General features: G+C 62.1%; 19 protein-coding genes. 2 read left to right on the plus strand and 17 right to left on the minus strand.

Annotated features, from left to right (window positions below):
- Positions 1-3 precede the first annotated feature (3 nt).
- The 5 genes from ACQAYK_RS09275 to ACQAYK_RS09295 form a co-directional block, all read right to left on the minus strand.
- Entirely contained in the window at positions 4-717 is a 714-nt protein-coding gene (locus ACQAYK_RS09275) for an ABC transporter ATP-binding protein (RefSeq protein WP_215885318.1), read from the minus strand.
- Position 718: 1 nt separating this feature from the next.
- On the minus strand, positions 719-1,933 hold the full coding sequence (locus ACQAYK_RS09280; protein WP_215872968.1) for an ABC transporter permease: 1,215 nt from the start codon (positions 1,931-1,933) through the stop codon (positions 719-721).
- Positions 1,930-3,078, minus strand: coding sequence for an efflux RND transporter periplasmic adaptor subunit (locus ACQAYK_RS09285; protein ID WP_215872969.1), 1,149 nt, complete (start codon positions 3,076-3,078; stop codon positions 1,930-1,932). Before ACQAYK_RS09285 ends, ACQAYK_RS09280 begins: the two co-directional genes overlap by 4 nt.
- A complete protein-coding gene (locus tag ACQAYK_RS09290) occupies positions 3,075-3,683 on the minus strand; it encodes a TetR/AcrR family transcriptional regulator (RefSeq protein WP_215872970.1) in 609 nt (202 codons plus the stop codon). The genes ACQAYK_RS09285 and ACQAYK_RS09290 overlap by 4 nt, the downstream gene beginning before the upstream one ends.
- Before the next feature lie 124 nt (positions 3,684-3,807).
- The gene (locus tag ACQAYK_RS09295) at positions 3,808-4,494 is read right to left on the minus strand and encodes a Crp/Fnr family transcriptional regulator (RefSeq protein WP_215885317.1); all 687 of its coding nucleotides are present in this window, start codon (positions 4,492-4,494) and stop codon (positions 3,808-3,810) included.
- A 147-nt stretch (positions 4,495-4,641) separates the two neighbouring features.
- Here ACQAYK_RS09295 and ACQAYK_RS09300 point away from each other — a divergent pair, with 147 nt between their 5' ends.
- Together ACQAYK_RS09300 and ACQAYK_RS09305 are read left to right on the plus strand one after the other, a co-directional pair.
- Positions 4,642-5,106 (plus strand): globin domain-containing protein, encoded by a 465-nt coding sequence (locus tag ACQAYK_RS09300; RefSeq protein ID WP_215871674.1) that lies wholly within the window; start codon positions 4,642-4,644, stop codon positions 5,104-5,106.
- 61 nt (positions 5,107-5,167) lie between these two features.
- Entirely contained in the window at positions 5,168-6,025 is an 858-nt protein-coding gene (locus tag ACQAYK_RS09305) for a 2Fe-2S iron-sulfur cluster-binding protein (RefSeq protein WP_226827106.1), read from the plus strand.
- Positions 6,026-6,115: 90 nt separating this feature from the next.
- Here ACQAYK_RS09305 and ACQAYK_RS09310 read toward each other — a convergent pair whose 3' ends face one another.
- The 12 genes from ACQAYK_RS09310 to nirD all read right to left on the minus strand — a co-directional run bounded on the left by ACQAYK_RS09310 (position 6,116) and on the right by nirD (position 17,515).
- Entirely contained in the window at positions 6,116-6,481 is a 366-nt protein-coding gene (locus tag ACQAYK_RS09310) for a hypothetical protein (protein WP_255789693.1), read from the minus strand.
- Entirely contained in the window at positions 6,478-7,008 is a 531-nt protein-coding gene (locus ACQAYK_RS09315; protein ID WP_215871028.1) for a hemerythrin domain-containing protein, read from the minus strand. Before ACQAYK_RS09315 ends, ACQAYK_RS09310 begins: the two co-directional genes overlap by 4 nt.
- Positions 7,009-7,023: 15 nt before the next feature.
- On the minus strand, positions 7,024-7,386 hold the full coding sequence (locus ACQAYK_RS09320; protein ID WP_215871027.1) for a DUF488 domain-containing protein: 363 nt from the start codon (positions 7,384-7,386) through the stop codon (positions 7,024-7,026).
- A 14-nt stretch (positions 7,387-7,400) separates the two neighbouring features.
- Complete coding sequence (locus tag ACQAYK_RS09325; protein WP_215885316.1) at positions 7,401-8,561, minus strand: HlyD/EmrA/EmrK family protein; 1,161 nt, start codon at positions 8,559-8,561, stop codon at positions 7,401-7,403.
- The gene (locus ACQAYK_RS09330; RefSeq protein WP_215872457.1) at positions 8,542-9,984 is read right to left on the minus strand and encodes an efflux transporter outer membrane subunit; all 1,443 of its coding nucleotides are present in this window, start codon (positions 9,982-9,984) and stop codon (positions 8,542-8,544) included. Before ACQAYK_RS09330 ends, ACQAYK_RS09325 begins: the two co-directional genes overlap by 20 nt.
- On the minus strand, positions 9,981-11,546 hold the full coding sequence (locus ACQAYK_RS09335) for an MFS transporter (protein ID WP_215872456.1): 1,566 nt from the start codon (positions 11,544-11,546) through the stop codon (positions 9,981-9,983). Before ACQAYK_RS09335 ends, ACQAYK_RS09330 begins: the two co-directional genes overlap by 4 nt.
- Positions 11,547-11,687: 141 nt before the next feature.
- Entirely contained in the window at positions 11,688-12,257 is a 570-nt protein-coding gene (locus tag ACQAYK_RS09340; protein ID WP_215872455.1) for an ANTAR domain-containing response regulator, read from the minus strand.
- Positions 12,258-12,265: 8 nt separating this feature from the next.
- Positions 12,266-12,631, minus strand: a complete 366-nt coding sequence (locus tag ACQAYK_RS09345) for a sirohydrochlorin chelatase (RefSeq protein WP_480082322.1) — start codon at positions 12,629-12,631, stop codon at positions 12,266-12,268.
- On the minus strand, positions 12,622-13,413 hold the full coding sequence (cobA, locus tag ACQAYK_RS09350) for a uroporphyrinogen-III C-methyltransferase (RefSeq protein WP_215872453.1): 792 nt from the start codon (positions 13,411-13,413) through the stop codon (positions 12,622-12,624). Before cobA ends, ACQAYK_RS09345 begins: the two co-directional genes overlap by 10 nt.
- 12 nt (positions 13,414-13,425) lie before the next feature.
- Complete coding sequence (gene ybiB, locus ACQAYK_RS09355; protein WP_215872452.1) at positions 13,426-14,442, minus strand: DNA-binding protein YbiB; 1,017 nt, start codon at positions 14,440-14,442, stop codon at positions 13,426-13,428.
- Entirely contained in the window at positions 14,439-17,198 is a 2,760-nt protein-coding gene (locus ACQAYK_RS09360; protein ID WP_483167546.1) for a nitrate reductase, read from the minus strand. Before ACQAYK_RS09360 ends, ybiB begins: the two co-directional genes overlap by 4 nt.
- Positions 17,195-17,515 (minus strand): nitrite reductase small subunit NirD, encoded by a 321-nt coding sequence (gene nirD, locus ACQAYK_RS09365; protein WP_215872450.1) that lies wholly within the window; start codon positions 17,513-17,515, stop codon positions 17,195-17,197. The genes ACQAYK_RS09360 and nirD overlap by 4 nt, the downstream gene beginning before the upstream one ends.

Below are 17,515 nucleotides of genomic sequence, written 5' to 3' on the forward strand. Positions count from 1 at the left end.
GTTTCAGTCGAAGCCGCGGCCTTCACCGGCCTCTTCATGGGTCACGCCGTCGCGGATGTGGTAGATGCGCTTGAAGGTGGGGATGATCTTCTCGTCGTGGGTGACGACGATGATGGCGGTTTGATACTTCTTCGCCATGTCGTTGAGGATGCGGATCACCGCCATGGCGCGCTGCGAATCGAGCGGCGCGGTGGGCTCGTCGGCCAGAATCACCGGCGGGTGGTTGACCAGGCCGCGGGCGATGGCTACGCGCTGCTGCTCGCCGCCGGAGAGCTGCGAGGGCATGGCCTTGGCGCGATGCTGCACATCCAGCGCAGTGAGCAGTTCCAGCGCGCGCGCGCGCGCCTCGGCGTTGGGCATGCCGGCCAGCATGGGCAGCAGGGCGACGTTGTCGGTGACGTCGAGGAAGGGAATGAGGTAGGGCGCCTGGAACACGAAGCCGATCCTGTCGCGGCGCAGGGCGCGCAGGTCGCGCACCTTCCAGCCGTCGTCGTAGATCACTTCGTCGCCCAGAACCATGCGACCGGCCGTGGGGTCGATCACCGCGCCCAGACACTTGAGCAGGGTGCTCTTGCCCGAGCCCGACGGCCCGACCAGACCGACCACCTCGCCGGGATCGACCTGCATGGTCACGCCCTTGAGCGCGTCCACCGCGGTGTCGCCGCTGCCGTAGCGCTTTTTCAAGCCTTCGATGCGGATGCCTTTGTTCGTGCTCATCTCAGCCCCCGATCGCCTCGGCCGGATCGACCTTGAGCGCCATGCGGATGGCAATCAGGCTCGCCAGCGCGCAGATGACGATGACGGCGGCCAAGCCCTTGAGCGAGTCACCCGGCAGCAGCAGCACATACTTCGGAAAGATCGGCGCCGCAAAGGTGGCGGTGATCTTGCCCACGGCAAAGCCGATCAGGCCGAGCGCGAGCGCCTGCTGCATGATCATCGCGGCGATGGTGCGGTTGCGCGTGCCGATGAGCTTGAGCACCGCGATCTCGCGGATCTTGTCCATGGTCAGGGTGTAGATGATGAAGGCGACGATGGCCGCGCTGACCATGGCCAGGATGACCATGAACATGCCGATCTGCTTGGCCGCGGTGGCGATGAGCTTGTTGACCAGAATGTCTTCCATCTGCGCGCGGGTGAACACCGTGAGCCGCTTCCAGCGCCGGATGGGTTCAGCTACTTCGTTGGCGGTAGTGCCGGGCTTGATGCGCACCAGCACGGCGTTGACATAGTTGTTGCTGCTTTGCGAGGCGATCACCGCGTCGAGCAGACCGGGCACGCCGGGGCGGTTGAAGGCCGGATTTTCGGCGGTGCGGCGGCGCTGCTGCAGGATGGCCTCGTTGTCCTTGAGGAACTGCGCCTGCTGCGCGTCCTTGAGCGGGATGAACACCATCGGGTCGCCGTTGGACGACACCATGCGCCGGGTCAGGCCGACCACGGTGTAGCGGTTGCGCCGGATCTGCAGGGTGTCGCCCAGGCGAAAGCCGCTGGCGATGTCGGCCACCGCCTCGTAGTGGCTGCGCGTGATCTGGCGCCCGGCGACGAGATACGGCGGCCAGCCGGCCGTGCCGGGGCCGTCGGCGGAAACGCCCACCACCATGGCACGCACGTCGCGCTGCTGGCTGCGGTTGACCGCGCGCACCTGCATGGTCAGGTAGGTGACATTGGCGGCGCTGGCCACGCCCGGCATCGCGGCGATGCCGCGCCAGGTATCGTCATACAGGCTGGACGACTCGGCGTACGGCCCTTGCGTGTCCTTCTGCACCACCCACAGGTCGGCGCCGCTGTTGTCCAGCAGCACCATGGCATCGTCGATCATGCCGCGATAGACCCCGGCCATGGTCAGGGTCACGCCGATCAGCAGGCCCAGACCGATGCCGGTGAAGACGAACTTGCCCCAGGCATGCAGGATGTCGCGGCCGGCCAGGCTGATCACGGCGTCACTCCGGGAATGCGATCGACGATGCTGAAGCGGCTGCCCGCGCGCAGGCTGCGCTGGCTGTAGACCACCACGCGCTCACCCGCCTTCACGCCATCGACCTGGACATGGCCTTCGAGGTCGCTGCCCAGCACTTTGACGGGCACGAACTCCAGCTTGTCCGCGTGGATGCGCCACACGCCGAGCTTGCCGTCCACATGCTGCAGGCTGGCGTTGGGCAGGGTCGGGCGCGCAGGCAGGGCCGGCAGGCTCACCGTCACCTCGGCCAGTTCGCCCAGCGGCGGTAGGGGCTTCGGCACTTGCGCGAAGCGGACCTTCGCCAGGGTTTCCTCGGTGACGGCGTCGGCCAGCGGCTCCACGCGCAGCACGCTGCCGGGCAGGGTCTGACCCGAGCGCGAGCGCAGCACGATGCGCGCCGCCTCGCCCGCGGCCAGGCTGCTGGCGCTGAGCTGGTCGAAGCGGGTGTCGATCCACAGGCTGTTCGGGTCGATCATCTCGATCACCGGCGCCCCGGCGACCACGGTGGTGCCGGGGTCGGCGTCGCGGGCGGTGATCAGGCCGTCCGCCGGGGCGATGAGCTTGAGATTGCCGCGCTGCGCGCCCACGCCCTGGGCATCGGCCTGGGCGCGTTTGAGGGCGTCGCGGGCGGCGGCCAACGCGGTATCGGCCACGCGCAGCTCCTGGCGCTTCACATCGGCCACCTCCTTGCTGGTGCCATGCACGGCGAGCAATTGGTCGTAGCGCTCGGCCTGGCTGGCGGCGAAGTCGCGCTGCGCCTGCGCCTGCTGCAACTGCGCCTGCGCGCTGCGCATCGCCGCATCGAGCCCGCTCTGGCGCTGGCCGAGATCGACCGGATCCATCTCACCCAGCAGCTGGCCGGCCTTGACCTGGTCGCCCACATGCACGTTCAGCCGCAACACCCGCCCGGCCACGGTCGGGCCGATGCTGTAGGTGTAGCGCGCCTGCACGGTGCCGATGCCGAACAGAGCCGGTTGCAGGGCGCGGCTTTCCACCTTGGTTGTCGTGACCGGCACCGGCGCCAGCGGCCCGGAGCGCAGCGCCACATAGCCGAGCAAGATCAGAATGGGCACCAGTACGGCAAGCAGCAGCAGGGTGCGGCGGTTCATTGCGGAAAACGTCATGGCTGGCTCCGAATGCAGCGACGGTACAGCGCGAACACCCCTGGTGCCGCGCTGCGAATGTGTTGGGGTTTGCCGTTCAGCAGGGTCTGCATCACCAGGCCCTGGATGGCGCCGATGAACATCGCGGCGGCGGCGTCTGCGGTGATGTCTGAGCTCAGTTCCCCGCGCTGCTGGCCCGTGGTAATGAGCTGGCGCACGCGCTTGCCGTAGGCCGAAAGCAGGCTGCGGGCGACGCGCTTGGCGGCGGTGTCCTCGGCGCGCTGAAGTTCACCGAACAGCATGCGCGGCACCCCCGGATGCTCGGCAACGAAGTCGCAGTGCGTGAGAAACACGGCCTCCAGGGCGTCGAGGGCATCGCTGTGCGTGCCCATGGCGGCGTCCACCCGCGCCATCAGCCGGGCCGCCACCCAGTCCATCACCGCCTCCCACAGCGCTTCCTTGCTGGGAAAGTGGCGGAACAAGGCGCCTTGCGTCAGCCCCATGTGGCGCGCAATCGCGCTGGTGGTGATGTCGCCGGGATTGTGCTCGGCAGCCAGCGCGATCACAGCTTCGACCGTGACCTCGCGGCGCACGTCGGCGGGTAGATGTTCGGGGTGGGAATCCATGACGTCTTCCAATAGAAAGTAATTAATTACTATCTTATCCGTTGGAACCTGTATGTCAAGATGCCGTATGCGGGCATCGGGACATCTGCAACAGCAGCGATTCAGAGGAACGTAGTACCTACGCTCACGCCAGACTGATCGCCAACAACTTCTTGCGATCCAGAATCACGATATGCTGCCCCTGCATGTCGATGGCATGGGCATCTTGCAGGCGGCGGAGGACGCGCGAAAAGGTTTCTGCCGTCAATCCCAGACGCGCCGCGATGCTGACCTTCTTCGCAGGAAGGGAAAAATCGGCTTGCGGAGCCGCAGACTCCGACAGCTCCAGGAGATAATTACAAACTCTTCGGTTCGCCGACTCGATGCTACGCATGCGCACTTCCTTGACCAGAAAGTGCAGGCGCATGCTCAGCTGCGCAAGTATCCGCCGCATCAGGCGGGGATCCCGGTCGAGGATGGCAACAAAGGGAGCGAAGGGGATTTGCAAAATTTTGCAGCGACCCTGACAGCGCGCGGTCACCGGATATTTCCCTTCCATGAAGGCCACGGCTTCGGCAAAGAGATCACCTGCCTGCATGATCTCCAGAATCTTTTCCTTGCCATCGACACTGGTGCTGAACAATTCCACGATGCCGACATCGAGAAAAAAGAACTGACTCGCCGGATCCCTTTCGACGAAGAGGACCTCTCCGTCCGTATGCGACTGGAGCTGACAGACGCGCAATAACTCCACCAATTCCGCTGGCGACCAAACGGCAAAGATCGGCTGCTGCCGCAGGCGATCGGCATACGATGCGGGATCGACGCTCATGGCAGGCTCGTCGATTGGAAAATACTGGCCGCGATCGATCGGCAGATTCCACGAACAAAACCTTGACCCAGATCAAGGACGCGAATCTTTCGCGAAGCCAGACTGTAGCTCGCCAATTGGGCACTATTCATTACGGGAGACTCCAAGATGAGCATCAACATCGATCTGATCAAGCAAAGCGGCAAGGCCGTAGAGGATTTGGGCGTACAGGTTGCCCAACATTTTTACGATACCATGTTCAGCCATTACCCCGAAGTACGAAAGATGTTTCCGGGGGACATGACCCAGCAGCGCGTGCGTCTTTTCAACTCGGTGATCCAGATTGCCAGCAACATCGACAATACCGAGATGCTGGTCCCCTATCTCAAGGAGCTCGGCGTGGGCCACATCCAATATGATACCCGGCCGGAACACTATCCGATCGTCGGCAAGAGCCTTTTGCTGACGCTGAAGCATTTCCTGGGGCCTGCCTGGACCGCAGAGATGGCGGAGTCCTGGATCGAGGCCTACAACCTGGCGGCAACGGTCTGTATTCAAGCTGCGGCCGAAGCCATGGCGCCAGGTCGCTATGTGCCTCTGATCCTGGATGACGTGCCCCCGGCCACGGCCTGAGCGCTGGCAACGCCGCCGTCTACGCGGCGGTGTGTCTTCCACCTTCTACAAAGGAGAGCACATGCAAACCCATGAGGTAAGACTCGAACCTTCGGGGATCTGCCTGCAGGTGCGCGAGGATCAGGCCATTGTCGAGGCCGCCCTGGAACAGGGCATAGCGATCCATCACGGCTGTGGCAATGGCTCTTGCGGTGACTGCAAGGGTACCATTCTCGCGGGCGACGGCGAACAGCTACCGTTCATGCCCCTGTTGCTGACCCCGGAAGAACGGGCATCCAACAAGGCGATCCTGTGCAAGCTGCAACCGCGTACTGCCATGCGCATCGCCGCAACGGTCGACGAGAGTCCAGCGTACTGGAAGGGCCGGGTGAGCGGTCTGCACCTGCTGGGCGAGACGATCATGGAGCTTAGGGTCGACTGTGATCGTCCCTATCCCTACCGGGCAGGACAATATGCACGGCTCGCGGTTCCAGGAGCGCCTTCCCTCTGGCGCTCCTATTCCATGGCCAGCGCCCCCAGGGAGGATCATCGCCTGCACTTTCATATCCGCAAGGTGCCCGGGGGCAAATTCTCGGAATGGCTCTTCGACCACGCTCAGATAGGCGAGGAGATCATGCTGTCGGCTGCCCAGGGGGAGTTTACGCGGCAGGAAAACGATCGCCCCCTGCTGTGCATTGCTGCCGGCACAGGACTGGCGCCCATCGAAGCCATTTTGGAGGACCATTTCCGGCGCGGCGAGCGGCGGCCCATTGCCCTCTATTTTGGGGTGCGCCAGCAGCGGGATCTCTATCATCTTGAGTTCCTTGAAGATCTCGCCAGCAAGCATCCGGAACTGCGACTGTCGGTGTCCTGCTCCGATCCGGCGCTGTCCGAATGGTCGGGGCCCCGGCGCCTTTTACCTGCGGTAGCCCCGGCATGATCGAGGCAGCCATCGATCTCCTGCTCTCCCATGGGATGCCGCATGAGCAGATCCATTTCGACAGTTTCAGCCCCAGCGCATGACGGAGTCTCACGGAGCCAACGCCTGCAGGGATACGATCCCGGAGTGCCGCTGAATGCACAGTTCGAGCTCGGCGTATTCGAGGGGTTCGATCTCCGGATCTGGATCGCCGGCGCAGGCGCAGCCCGAAATGGCGCTGCGGTACTGCACGCCCAGGCGCAGAAGATAGTGATCTGCCTCCTCCCAGCGACGTAGCTCCAACAAAGAGAGATCGTCCAGCAGGGCATAACTGCCCTGGGTCAGGGCCTGCTGCAGTGGCGCAAAGAGGGCGTCCTGCGCCAGTAACTCCGTTTTCAGTCGCGAGAGAAACTGTGGCTCTCCCCAAGTCTGCAAGGTCGCTGCCGTAAGCAGGATCGGCTCTCCTTCTCTCTTCACGACTCACCCCCCAGGCGGCGCCGTTCTGCCATCTGCATGCCGATGCGCTGCGCTGTCTCGGCGTCCAGGAGCGCCTCGGCCACGGGAAAGATGTGCTCGTTTTCAACAACGATGTGCCGACGATGGATGGTCACAAAGGGAGCGATGTGGAGCCATCGAATCTGCCCACCGGCTTCCAGGACGCGCAGATCTGGAGCCAGTTCCGCCCATGCCGCATCCAGTTGGCGATGTTCCTGTATGAGATTGCGGAGCATTTTCCGAAGATCCTCGGGGAAGGTGGGTTGGGCCAAAAGCCAGGGGAAGAGCTGTTCTTCCTCGTCCTCATGATGAGCGAGCCCCGCCTGGGAGAAATAACGCAGTATCTTGCCCGCCGCTTGGCGCACCTGCTCATCTGCCCCATGCTCGGCGATATAAGAGGGCAACCGCTCGAGGGTGTCACACTGCTGTAGAATCCGCTGGTGGCAGGCACGCAGCATGGCCACTGGCGCGGTAAAGGATGGTGCCGCTGCTTCCCCGATTTGATGCATATCCCCGCTCCCTACTCAGACGGCGCCGATCTGCCGCAAAAAGTCCCGCAGCACCAGGGCGCCGTTGTGCTCCTGATCATGGGCGGCATAGAGGAGAAGGATCGGTTGCGACTTGGCATCTTCGAGTAGTTGACGCGCAATATCCCGATGACTCTGCAATTCTTCCCAGTACCGCTGGCGAAATTCTTCCCAGCGTTCGGGGTCATGGCCAAACCACTGGCGCAATTCGGTACTCGGCGCCAGGTCCTTGGGCCAGGCGGCCAAATCCAGATCACTTTTGCGCAGGCCGCGCGGCCACAAGCGTTCGGCCAGAACCCGGTAGCCGCTTGGCAATGGGCACTCATACACGCGCCGGGTCTCGATCTTTGTCGTCTCCACTCCCGTCTCCTTGCTCAGGAATTCTGAGCGATGATTTGCGCAGCCAGGGCCTTGGCCTTGGCGAGTTCGCCGTCATATAAGTTGGTCTGGTATCCCTCTGAGGGCGTTTGCGTCAGGGGCTGCAAAACGCTATGAGAGTGCTGCTTTGCCGTGTCAATGTACACCTGCATCGACAGTCCGGGACGCAAGGGATGTCGCGCGAGCTCTCGCGCCGACAAGGAGATTCGCACCGGCACCCGTTCTACGATGTGAATATAGTTACCGGTGGCATTCTCCGGCGGCAGGATGGCAAAGGCACTACCCGCGCCGGGCAGCAGTCCTTGCACGACCCCATGGAAAACGACGCGACTGCCATAGTAGTAGCTGGTGAGTCGCACCGCTTGCCCAGGATATAGATGGGCCATCTCTGTTTCCTTGATGTTGGCCACCACCCAGAGATCCTGCAAGGGGACGATGGTAAACAGTCGTTCTCCTGGATGGATCATCAAGGCGGGATAGGCAGCACGCTGTGCGACATAGCCGCTGACCGGGGCCCGGAGATCGCGTCGCGCCCAAGCCACGTAGGCCTGCTCCAGCGCCACAACGGCGGCGCGCACTTTCGGGTTGTTCTGCAGGGTCGTACCGCCAACCAGGGCCGTGGCGGCGGCCAGTTGCGCGCGAGTGGCACCGATCTGCGCCTCGGCCGCGCGGATATCCGCCTCGGTGTTGCTGATCTGAATGCCGGGTACCGCGTCGCCCTTTCGTGCCATCTGGTACCGGGCCAGATCGCCCTGCAGTTTTGCCAACTGTGCTTCCTCAGCCTGCAGGGTTTGCTGACTTTTGCGCACTCCGGAAAATTCCTGGCGCAAGGTGCGCACTGTTCGTCCCAGCACCGCTTCTGCCCGGTGCAAGGCCAAAGTGCTGTGATCTCCCTGTACCGTTGCCAGAATCTGTCCGGCATGGACATATTCGGTGTTTTCTGCGAAGACCCGACGAATGGTCCCGGCAGTCTGGGCCGGAACGGGAATGAGGTTTCCCGTCACATAGGCATCGTTACTACTGATGCGGCGACTACCGACAAAAAACCACCATGCGCCCCAAGCTCCCAGAGCCAAGACCAGGAACAGAAAAAAAATCAGGAAATTCTGCCGACTGCGCGCCAACGCAGGCGAATAATCACTTTTTTCTTTCGTCATGAGAACTCTTTTTGTCCGTCGAATAGCCACCCCCCAGGGCAGACTCCAGTAGCGCCCAGTTCTGCCAGGCGGCCATGCGCAGGGAAATCCGTTGCTCCTGCAGTCGCAGAATTTTTACCCGTGCGGCAATTCTTGGCGCGCCATCGCTCAGGCCAGCTTGCCAGGATGCCTCCTGCAAACGCCATTGCGCCTGCTGCTCCTGCAATGCCTGTTTTAGCGCCCTTTCCTGTGTCCCCAGGCGTTTGCGGACGCTCAGGAGATCGGCGATCTGACGCAGGGCGGTGAGAATCTGCTCCTGATATTGGTCCTGGGCAGCCAGGAATCGGGCATTCTCGGCACGCAGATTGCCTCGCAAGGCGCCCCCCTCAAAAATGGGCAGGGTGATGACTGGTCCGAAGGCATGGGCAAAATTCCCGGGGGCGAAGAGGTCTGCCAGATGAATGCTGTTCCAGCCCGCCAGCAGATTCAGGTTGATATCGGGATAGAAGGCCGCGCGCGCCGCCCGCACCTGCGCCGCCGCAGCTTCCACCGCCCAGCGTCGGGCGACGATATCCGGGCGATGACCCAGCAGAGTCATGGGTAAATCGGCGGGCAGCGTCGGTACTGGGGTCGAATCCCGCAGTTGGCCGGTCGCTGCGGTGTTACGGCTATCCGGCCCAAGGCCACAAAGGGCGGCCAGGGCATGCCGTTCGGCAGCGATGACCGACTGGATTTCTGCGATCCGCTCCGCGGACTGCTGCACGCTGATACGGCTCTCCTGGACCACAGTTGCCGACTGCAAGCCACTGGCGAAGGCCACTTGTGCAACCGCCACGCCCCGCTGCTGCCATTTCTGCAAAGAGACCTCCCTTTGCAGCAGGGCTTCCTCTCCCTGTAAGGCGAAGTAGTGGACGGCCACCGCGCTACTCAGCATCAAGCGGGCATCGGCTTCCTGAGCCTGGGTCATGGCCAGTTCGCCGCGGGCGGCTTCCACCAGATCGCGATCCCGTCCCCAGAGATCCACATGATAATGGACCAGCAGGGGATCGATTTCGCCATAGAGGTTACTCGTGCCGTTGGCCTGCAGATGCAGACCGTTGGCAGAAAAATATTGTTGGGTAAGGAAGAGCCCCGCGGCAAAATGCGGTAGCAATCCGGCGTGGATGCGCTGGACTTGGGCCTGGGCATACAGCACACGCGCTGCCGTTGCGCGCAAGTCGGGATTGCGCTGCAAGGCCATGGTCTCGAGACGATCGAGCTGCCGAGCATGGGCCGCCTGCCACCAATCCTGCTGCGGCCAGGGCGACGGCTGCCGGGCAGCGGCAAAGGCCAGTTTTTGCGGCTGGAATGTAGGATTCTGCGGCAAATGCTCCGGCAGCCGGGCACAGGCCGCAAGAAGCGCCGCCGAAAGGCCCAAAGCCAAGATCGATACACCGTGCCTCATGGCTCCACCAACTCCACAGCGGCCAACTTTTCGATGCGACTTTCGCCACTGGGACGAGGTCTCTTCGCCAGGAGGCTCCAGCAAGCGAGCCCGGCAAAGATCCAGCCCGCCCAATAAAAAACTTCGTTGAAGGCGAGCATGGCGGCATGCAGATGTACCTGTTCCGCCAGATCCTTCTGGGCCGCAGACTCTCCCAGAACGATGCGAAACTGCGCCAGATTTGCGTGCCAAGCTGCCAGATTGCTCCCCTGATCCTCCACCAGAAAATGGCGAAACAAATCCATGCGCCGCTCCCAGAGGGCGGCCACCAGAGGGATTCCCAGGGCCTGGCCACTGCTACGCAGTAAATTGAGCAGCATGGCCGCTTCCTGTTCATTCGTGCCCGCAAGCCCCCAGACACCGATGCGCGCCCACGACCCGAAAACACCACCAAGCCCCAGTCCGACCAGGGCCGGGGGGCCCGCGAGGGCCGATGGGGAAACGGGAAGATCGTAGGAGGAGAGCCAAAAAGCACCGACCGCGAGCAGCAGCATACTCAATACCGCCCAGGGGCGCGGATCGAAGCGTCCAAGAATCCAGTGGCTCAACCAGGCACTGAGTGGCGCAAACAGAGCCAAGCTCAGGAGAATCTGACCAATGGCACGAGCACTGTACGCAAAACTCAACTGATACTGCACAATGAGCAAGGCCAGGCTTCCCTGAAAGGCCAGAGCCGTCAGAAAAATGCCCAGACTTGCCAGCAGGACGTTGCGCTGGCGAAACAATCGGTAATCGACAACAGGTTTCTCCGCCAGCGGCAGCCAAAGGAAGAAACTGCAAAGCAGCACAACCCCCGCCACAAACAAGAAACGGAATTCTCCTGAACGCCACCAGTCGTCCTTGCTGCCCAGGTTACAGGCCATCAGCAACGCCAAAAGACCAAGGCAAAGGAGTCCGTATCCCGGCCAATCCATGCGGGCGGCGCCCCGCTGCGAGGGGGCTTCCCAGAAGAGAATTCCCAAAAAACTGGCCCAAAGCACCGGAAGGTTGAGATAAAAAAGCCAACGCCATCCCCATGCATCGGCAATCCAGCCACCGATGAATGGACCCAAGGCAAAGGGCGTGATCGCCGCAAACCCCCAGAGAAAGAGCCCGCTACTGCGATGATTTTCATGGTAATGACGAAGCAGCAGCTGCAGCGATAGCGGAATACTGAGCCCGCCGGCCAGACCCGAAAAGATGCGCGCCAACAGAAAAAGATTGTAATTCGAGGTACTGGCATTGATCGCAGAGCTGATCAGCAGAACGGCCAGACAGGCCAGCAGGCCATCCCGCGCCCCCCAGCGACCGCTGACCCAACGTGCCAAAGGCAATCCCAGCCCCAGGAAGAGAAAATACAGATCCTGGGTCCAGTCACCATACATCGGCGCACGCCCTAGACTCCCGGCAATATAGGGAATCATCGGCAAATAGGCACCAGCGTTGAAAAGCACCAAAAAATGCGCAAGACCAATCGCCAGATTCACCGCAAGAAACGGCGCCGCTTGACCTTGACTGCTACGGGCACGCAGGACGTGGAGCATCGTACTCCCGGTTTCGTGAAAAACCGGGCAATCCTAGCAACGCCAGAATTATCGAACAAATCGATTAGATTGATAGAATATATCTAATGTAACGATAGCAGATGACTATCGACAATTTTGGCCCCGGATGACAGGTTCTCGTCACAGATCCTCGATTTCGATGATCTGTAGGGCAATTTCAATGAGTTTTTTCCCCTGGTTCATTGCCAGACGACGCATTCGCTGGTAGGCCTCAGCCTCCGTGATCTGCAGGTCCCGCATGACGATGCCCTTGGCCTGTTCGATGATCTTGCGTTCATTCAAAGCGGTACGGGTGTTGCTCAATTCCTGGCGCAGTTGGCGGTATTCCGCATAGCGTAGTGCCGCAACTTTGAGGATGGGGGCTATGTCGCGCGCAGCGATTCCGTGCGCCACATAGGCGGCCACCCCGGCGCGAATGGCGCGACGCATAGTATCTTCATCCTCCGGGGCGCCAAGCACCACCACCGGAAGCTCCAGGGTTTCACTCAGGAAAACGATGTGTTCGAGGACGTCGCGCGCGGGGGAGCTGGCATCGGCGATGATGACTTCTGCTTGGCATTCCTCTACGCGCTGCCAGGACAAGGTCTGCCACGAAAGCACGGCAGGGACACTGTGGCCTTCTGCGATCAGTGCATCGCGCAGAATGGCCACGCGCGCGTCATCGTCATCGATGAGAACGATTCGGTACATGGGGGCGGTCAGGCCAGGAGACGTAACACCGCCGAGCGCACGATTTCGGATTCCCCGACGGGCGGGTCGAGAGTGATCTTACAATCGGGCAGGTCCGTCGCCAGCTCCTGCAGGATTCGTGGTACATCGTCACGCAGGTGGCGTCCACGACTCCAGAACAGGGGGGTAATCTGGAAATTGCGGCTACCCCGAGCGAATTCCGCTTGGATGGCTTCTGGCAAGCTCGGCGACCATAGTTCCAGGTAGCAAAGAACGATGCGGCGCTGGGAATGGGCGGCTTGCAAGTCGGCGGCAATCCATTCGAAGGGCTGGCGCCATTCGGGGTCGCGCGAGCCATGGGCGAGGAGTAGTTGCACCGGATGGGTCATAGGCATTGGATGGGAAGAGCAGGGACGGCTGGCGGGGGTGTTGGCAGCCAAGCCAGTATATCCCCCAACTCCACCACCGCGCCAATGATGAGTATCGCCGGGCTGCCAATGCCCGCGCGGGCGATTGCCGTGGGCAATTCCTGCACCGTGCTGCGCAGTTGGCGCTGTTCCAGGGTCGCCCATTGGATGGCTATCGCCGGGGTCAGCGCTGGCATCCCGCCGGCCAGTAGACCGGCACAGATCTGGGCGATCTGCGCGATCCCCATGTAGATGACCAGGGTGTCGGCGGCCCCAGCATAGCGTCTCCAGTCGATGGGCTCGGAATTGCGCGCCTGTTGCCCAGTGCAGAACAGTACCGACCGGCTCATCTGTCGGTGGGTGAGAGGAATACCGGCATAGGCGGCGGCACCCATGGCACTGGTAATTCCGGGAATGATTTCGTACTCGATGCCGGCGGCGCGCAGAGCGAGGCATTCCTCACTACCGCGCCCAAAGAGAAATGGGTCCCCACCCTTTAGACGCAGCACTCGTAGCCCCTGGCGCGCGGCACGGATCATCTGCTCGTGGATGCGCATTTGCTCGGTGGAAGCTTGCCCGCCCCGCTTGCCGACATCCACCCGCCGGCAACGGGGTGGAGCCAAAGACAGGATGGCGGGATTGGCGAGCGCGTCATAAAAGATCACTTCTGCCCTCTCCAGACGTCGCACTGCGCGCAGAGTCAGAAGATCAGGATCGCCGGGACCGGCGCCTACCAGAGAAACCGGATGGAGGGGGGAAGAGGTCGTCATGAGAGTTTTCCTTTAGGCCGCGATACGGGTGAAGGACTGCCGCAGCAGGGCGCGTGCGTTGGCCAGATCCGCGCAACGACCGCTCAGCAGCAGCAGCGCCGCAGCCTGCTCGGCAATGGCGAGGGGTAAAGCCCGCCGGCCGTCGAGCACGGCGGAAATGAATTCACTGGTACTTGCCGCGAGATTATCTGGCAGCTCCGGTAGTTGCGCGAGGGAGGCATGGTCTTTGGCCAGCAACAACCGGCTCTCCCCTTGATGACAGAGAAAGAGATCGGGACGACGCTGAGGATTGGCGAAGGGCTCCCCCTCCGTCGCGCGAAAACAGAGGGCGGGAATCTCCGTAGCCAGGAAAAATTCCTGCAAGCGCTGTAGATACGGGGGATGGGTGACGGCCGCACAGACGAGCGCCTCCTGCGGTGCGAACGGATGCAACCCTTTGAGCAACGTGTGCACACTGGAACGGATTCCCAGACTTTCGCGCAAGGCAAAGATGCGCGCCAATCCTGGCTGCCAGGCCGAAAGCGGCAGATAGACCAACCCTTGCAACTGAAGTAGGGTTTCCGCTTGCGCGAGGTTTGCCGCTGCCGCCAGACCCAAGTGCTCCAGGATCTGCCCTGTGTGGACTCGCCCTTGCGGCGAATGGTCTGCGGATGCCGATCCAGGCAGGTCATCGAGATCGGCACCGTGGATTAAAACCGGGACACCGCAACGGGTGAGGGTGAGCGCCAGGAGGGGCAGGAGATTGGCGCGCCGTCGCGTGCCATTGTAGCTGGCGAACACGATGGGGCGCAGGCGACCGGGCCGGGAAATGGTGCTCATGCGGGCGCGAACGGCATCGTGAAAGCCCAGCAGTTCGCCAAGACTCTCGCCCTTGATGCGGTAGGCCACCCAGAAGGCTCCCGCATACAGCTCTGGCAATTCGCCATGCAGCCAGGCGCCCATGAGCTCCTCGGCCTCTTCCCGCCGCAAGTCTTCGGCATGTTCACGGCCACGGGCGACGCGACTGAGATATTGCTTCCACGTACTCATGAGGCCTCCGCCAAACGACTCTGAAGTAACTGTTGAATCTCTGGCTTGCAGGAACCGCATTCCGTCCCTGCGCCACAGCACTGCATGACGCCCTCCAGGGTATCGGCGCCATTGGCAATGACTTGCCGAATGGTCTTTTCGTCGACGCCCTTGCAGGCACAAATGCCCCGCGAACGCTCCCACGCCCCTAGATTGTCTGGTACCCGAGGCGCCAACAACGCTAGGCGGAAGGCGTCGATGGCCGTCCCCTCCAGGAGGAGCTGGCGCAACCAATCCAGGGTTTGTAGCCCGCCCCACAGGCGCAAGCCGGTCAAGCGTCCGCCGCGGATACGCAAACGCTTGCTCAGGCCTTGGCGAGGGTCTTCGTAGAGCAGGGTATCCGGGCCAAACAAAGCGAGCGCTGCGTCCCAGCGTTGGGCCAGTTCCGCTTCTGGTGCCTGCGCGGCGGCCACCCGCAAAAGGACTGCTGCACCATGTTTGGATACCAGGGGCGTGATGCTGGCATAGGGAAAGCCCTGGGCCAGTTGGCGTAGGATCGCGGATAGGTCTCTCGTGTCGTCTTCTACCAGTGCTGCCGCCTCCCAGGGGAGTTCGGCAGCACTGATGCGCACCGCCGTATGCTTGAATTCCGGCTCGCCGGAGTAAGGATCGATGGCGGCCTGGGTCACGCTGTTGCACAGGGCCGCCGGGGAATATCGTGAGCCAAAATGCATGGGCACAAATAGCAGACCACGCTGCAGACTATCGTCGCACTGCAGGCGGTACAACGCTGCGCCACGACGGCTTTCGACGCGCACCAGTTGCCCTTCCTGCAGCCCGTATTGCCGCGCATCCTGCGGGTGGATGGCGAGCAATGCCTCTTCGGCGCTGGCGAAGAGGCTCGCTGCCCGACCGCTGCGCGCCATGCTGTGCCACTGATCGCGCAGGCGCCCGGTCGTCAGGCGTAGGGGGTAACGGGCGTCGATTTCCTCGGCCACTCCCAGATGCACCGGGGCATGGAAACGGGCACGACCGCTGGGGGTGGGGAAGATGCCATTGGCATAGAGCCGCACTTGGCCACTCTTTGCCCCGACAGGGAAAGGCCACTGTTGCGGACCTTGCCTATCGAGAATGGCAATTTCCAGGCCACCGATATCGAGATCCCGACCGATCGTGCAGCGACGGTATTCGGCAAAGATACTGGCCGTGTCGCGAAAGGAAAACATGCGCAAGGCCCGCTGCTGCCAGGAGTCGTCTTTACGATCCGGCAGGGGTACGCTCAGGCGGTCCAGGGCCAAAGCCAGAGCGTGGGCAAAGTCGCAGAATATCTGCCAGTCCGGTCGGGCGGAACCCGGCGGGGGAACGGCCGCCTGCAGGTGGGAAATACGCCGTTCGGAGTTGGTGACCAGGGCCTCGCGCTCGCCCCAACTCGCTGCTGGCAGGAGCCAATGGGCAAAGGGCATGGTTTCGCCATCCAAGTAGCTCTCTTGCAAAACGACCTGTTCAGCAGTGCGCAAGGCTCGTTCCACCTGTTGGCGATCCGGTAGGGAGAGCACGGGATTGGTGCAGGTGATCCAGATGGCTGCCAGATCCCCCCGCTCCAGCGCCTGGAACATGGGCACGGCGGTGTATCCCGGCTCCGGGTGCAGGGTTTCGACACCCCAAAGCTCGGCAATGGCGGCGCGATCTTCGCCATTGGCAATCTCCCGATGCCCCGGTAACAGGGCGGGCATTCCCCCGGTCTCGCGCCCGCCCATGGCATTGGGCTGACCGGTGAGACTGAACGGGCCAGCGCCTGGACGCCCGATCTGTCCGGTGGCGAGGTGCAGGTTGATCAGGGCAACATTGTTGTCGGTACCATGGGCCGACTGGTTCAGACCCTGGCACCACAAGGAGAGAACCGCGGGCGACGTGGCGAAGAACTCGGCCGCCCGCTGTAGATCGGCTTCGGCAATCTGACAGAGCTCGGCCACGCGCTGCGGGGTATATTCTTGCACCCGCTGTTTGAGTTCCTGCCAGCCCTCCGTATGCTGTTGAATGAAATCGGTGTCCAGCCTGTCATTCCAGATCAAGAGGTGCAAGATGCCGTGGAACAGCGCCACGTCAGTACCCGGCAAGATGGGGAGAAACAGATCGGCAATGCTGGCCGTTGCCGTGCGCCGTGGATCAACGACGATGATGCGCAACTCAGGACGCTGGGCCTTGGCCGCTTCGATGCGACGAAAAATGATCGGGTGGGCATACGCGACATTCGCTCCCACGATGAACAAACAGTCGGTTCGTTCCAGATCTTCGTAGCTGCAGGGCACGGAATCCATACCCAGGCTCCGTTTATAGCCCGTCACCGCGGAGGCCATACATAGGCGGGAGTTGGTATCGATATGATTGGTGCCGAGAAAACCTTTGGCCAGTTTGTTGACCACGTAATAGTCTTCCGTCGGCAACTGACCAGAGACATAAAAGGCGAGGGCCTGGGGTCCGCGATCCCGATAGATCTCGGCCCAACGGGTGGCGATCTGGCCCATACTCTGCTCCCAGCTGGCCTGCTGCCACGTTTCCTCGGCCACCCGCTGCAAAGGGACAGTGGCACGGCCGGAGCCGTGCACTGTCTGCGCCAGCGTCATACCCTTGCTGCAGAGCTGGCCAAAATTGGCCGGATGTTCAGGATCTCCGCGCACGCCCAGGATCCGCTCGCCATCATGTTCGATGAGAACCCCGCAACCCGTGCCACAGTACGGACATACGGACCGGCTTTCGCGTAGGGCTGGGGGGTTCACGACTGCGTCTCCGGCAGACCCAGCCAGATTTCCTCGCCTTCCGTTTTGAGAGGAAAGGTCTTTACACAGCCTTGATCGGGAGGCAAGGCTTGGCCGCTTTCCAGGTCGATCTGCCAGTTGTGTAGCGGGCAGAATACCGTCTTGCCCGACACGAAGCCCTCCGAGAGGGGACCACCGCGATGAGGACAGCGGTTATGCACTGCGAACAATTCGCCCGCTTCGTTACAGAGCACGGCAATCTGCCCTGCTGGCGTCTCCACATAGCGACCCCCACCCAGGGGCACTTCGTCTATCCTGCCCAAAGGAAACCATTCCAT

The organism is Acidithiobacillus sp. AC3 (assembly GCF_050261095.1).
Taxonomy (GTDB): Bacteria; Pseudomonadota; Gammaproteobacteria; order Acidithiobacillales; family Acidithiobacillaceae; genus Igneacidithiobacillus; species Igneacidithiobacillus copahuensis.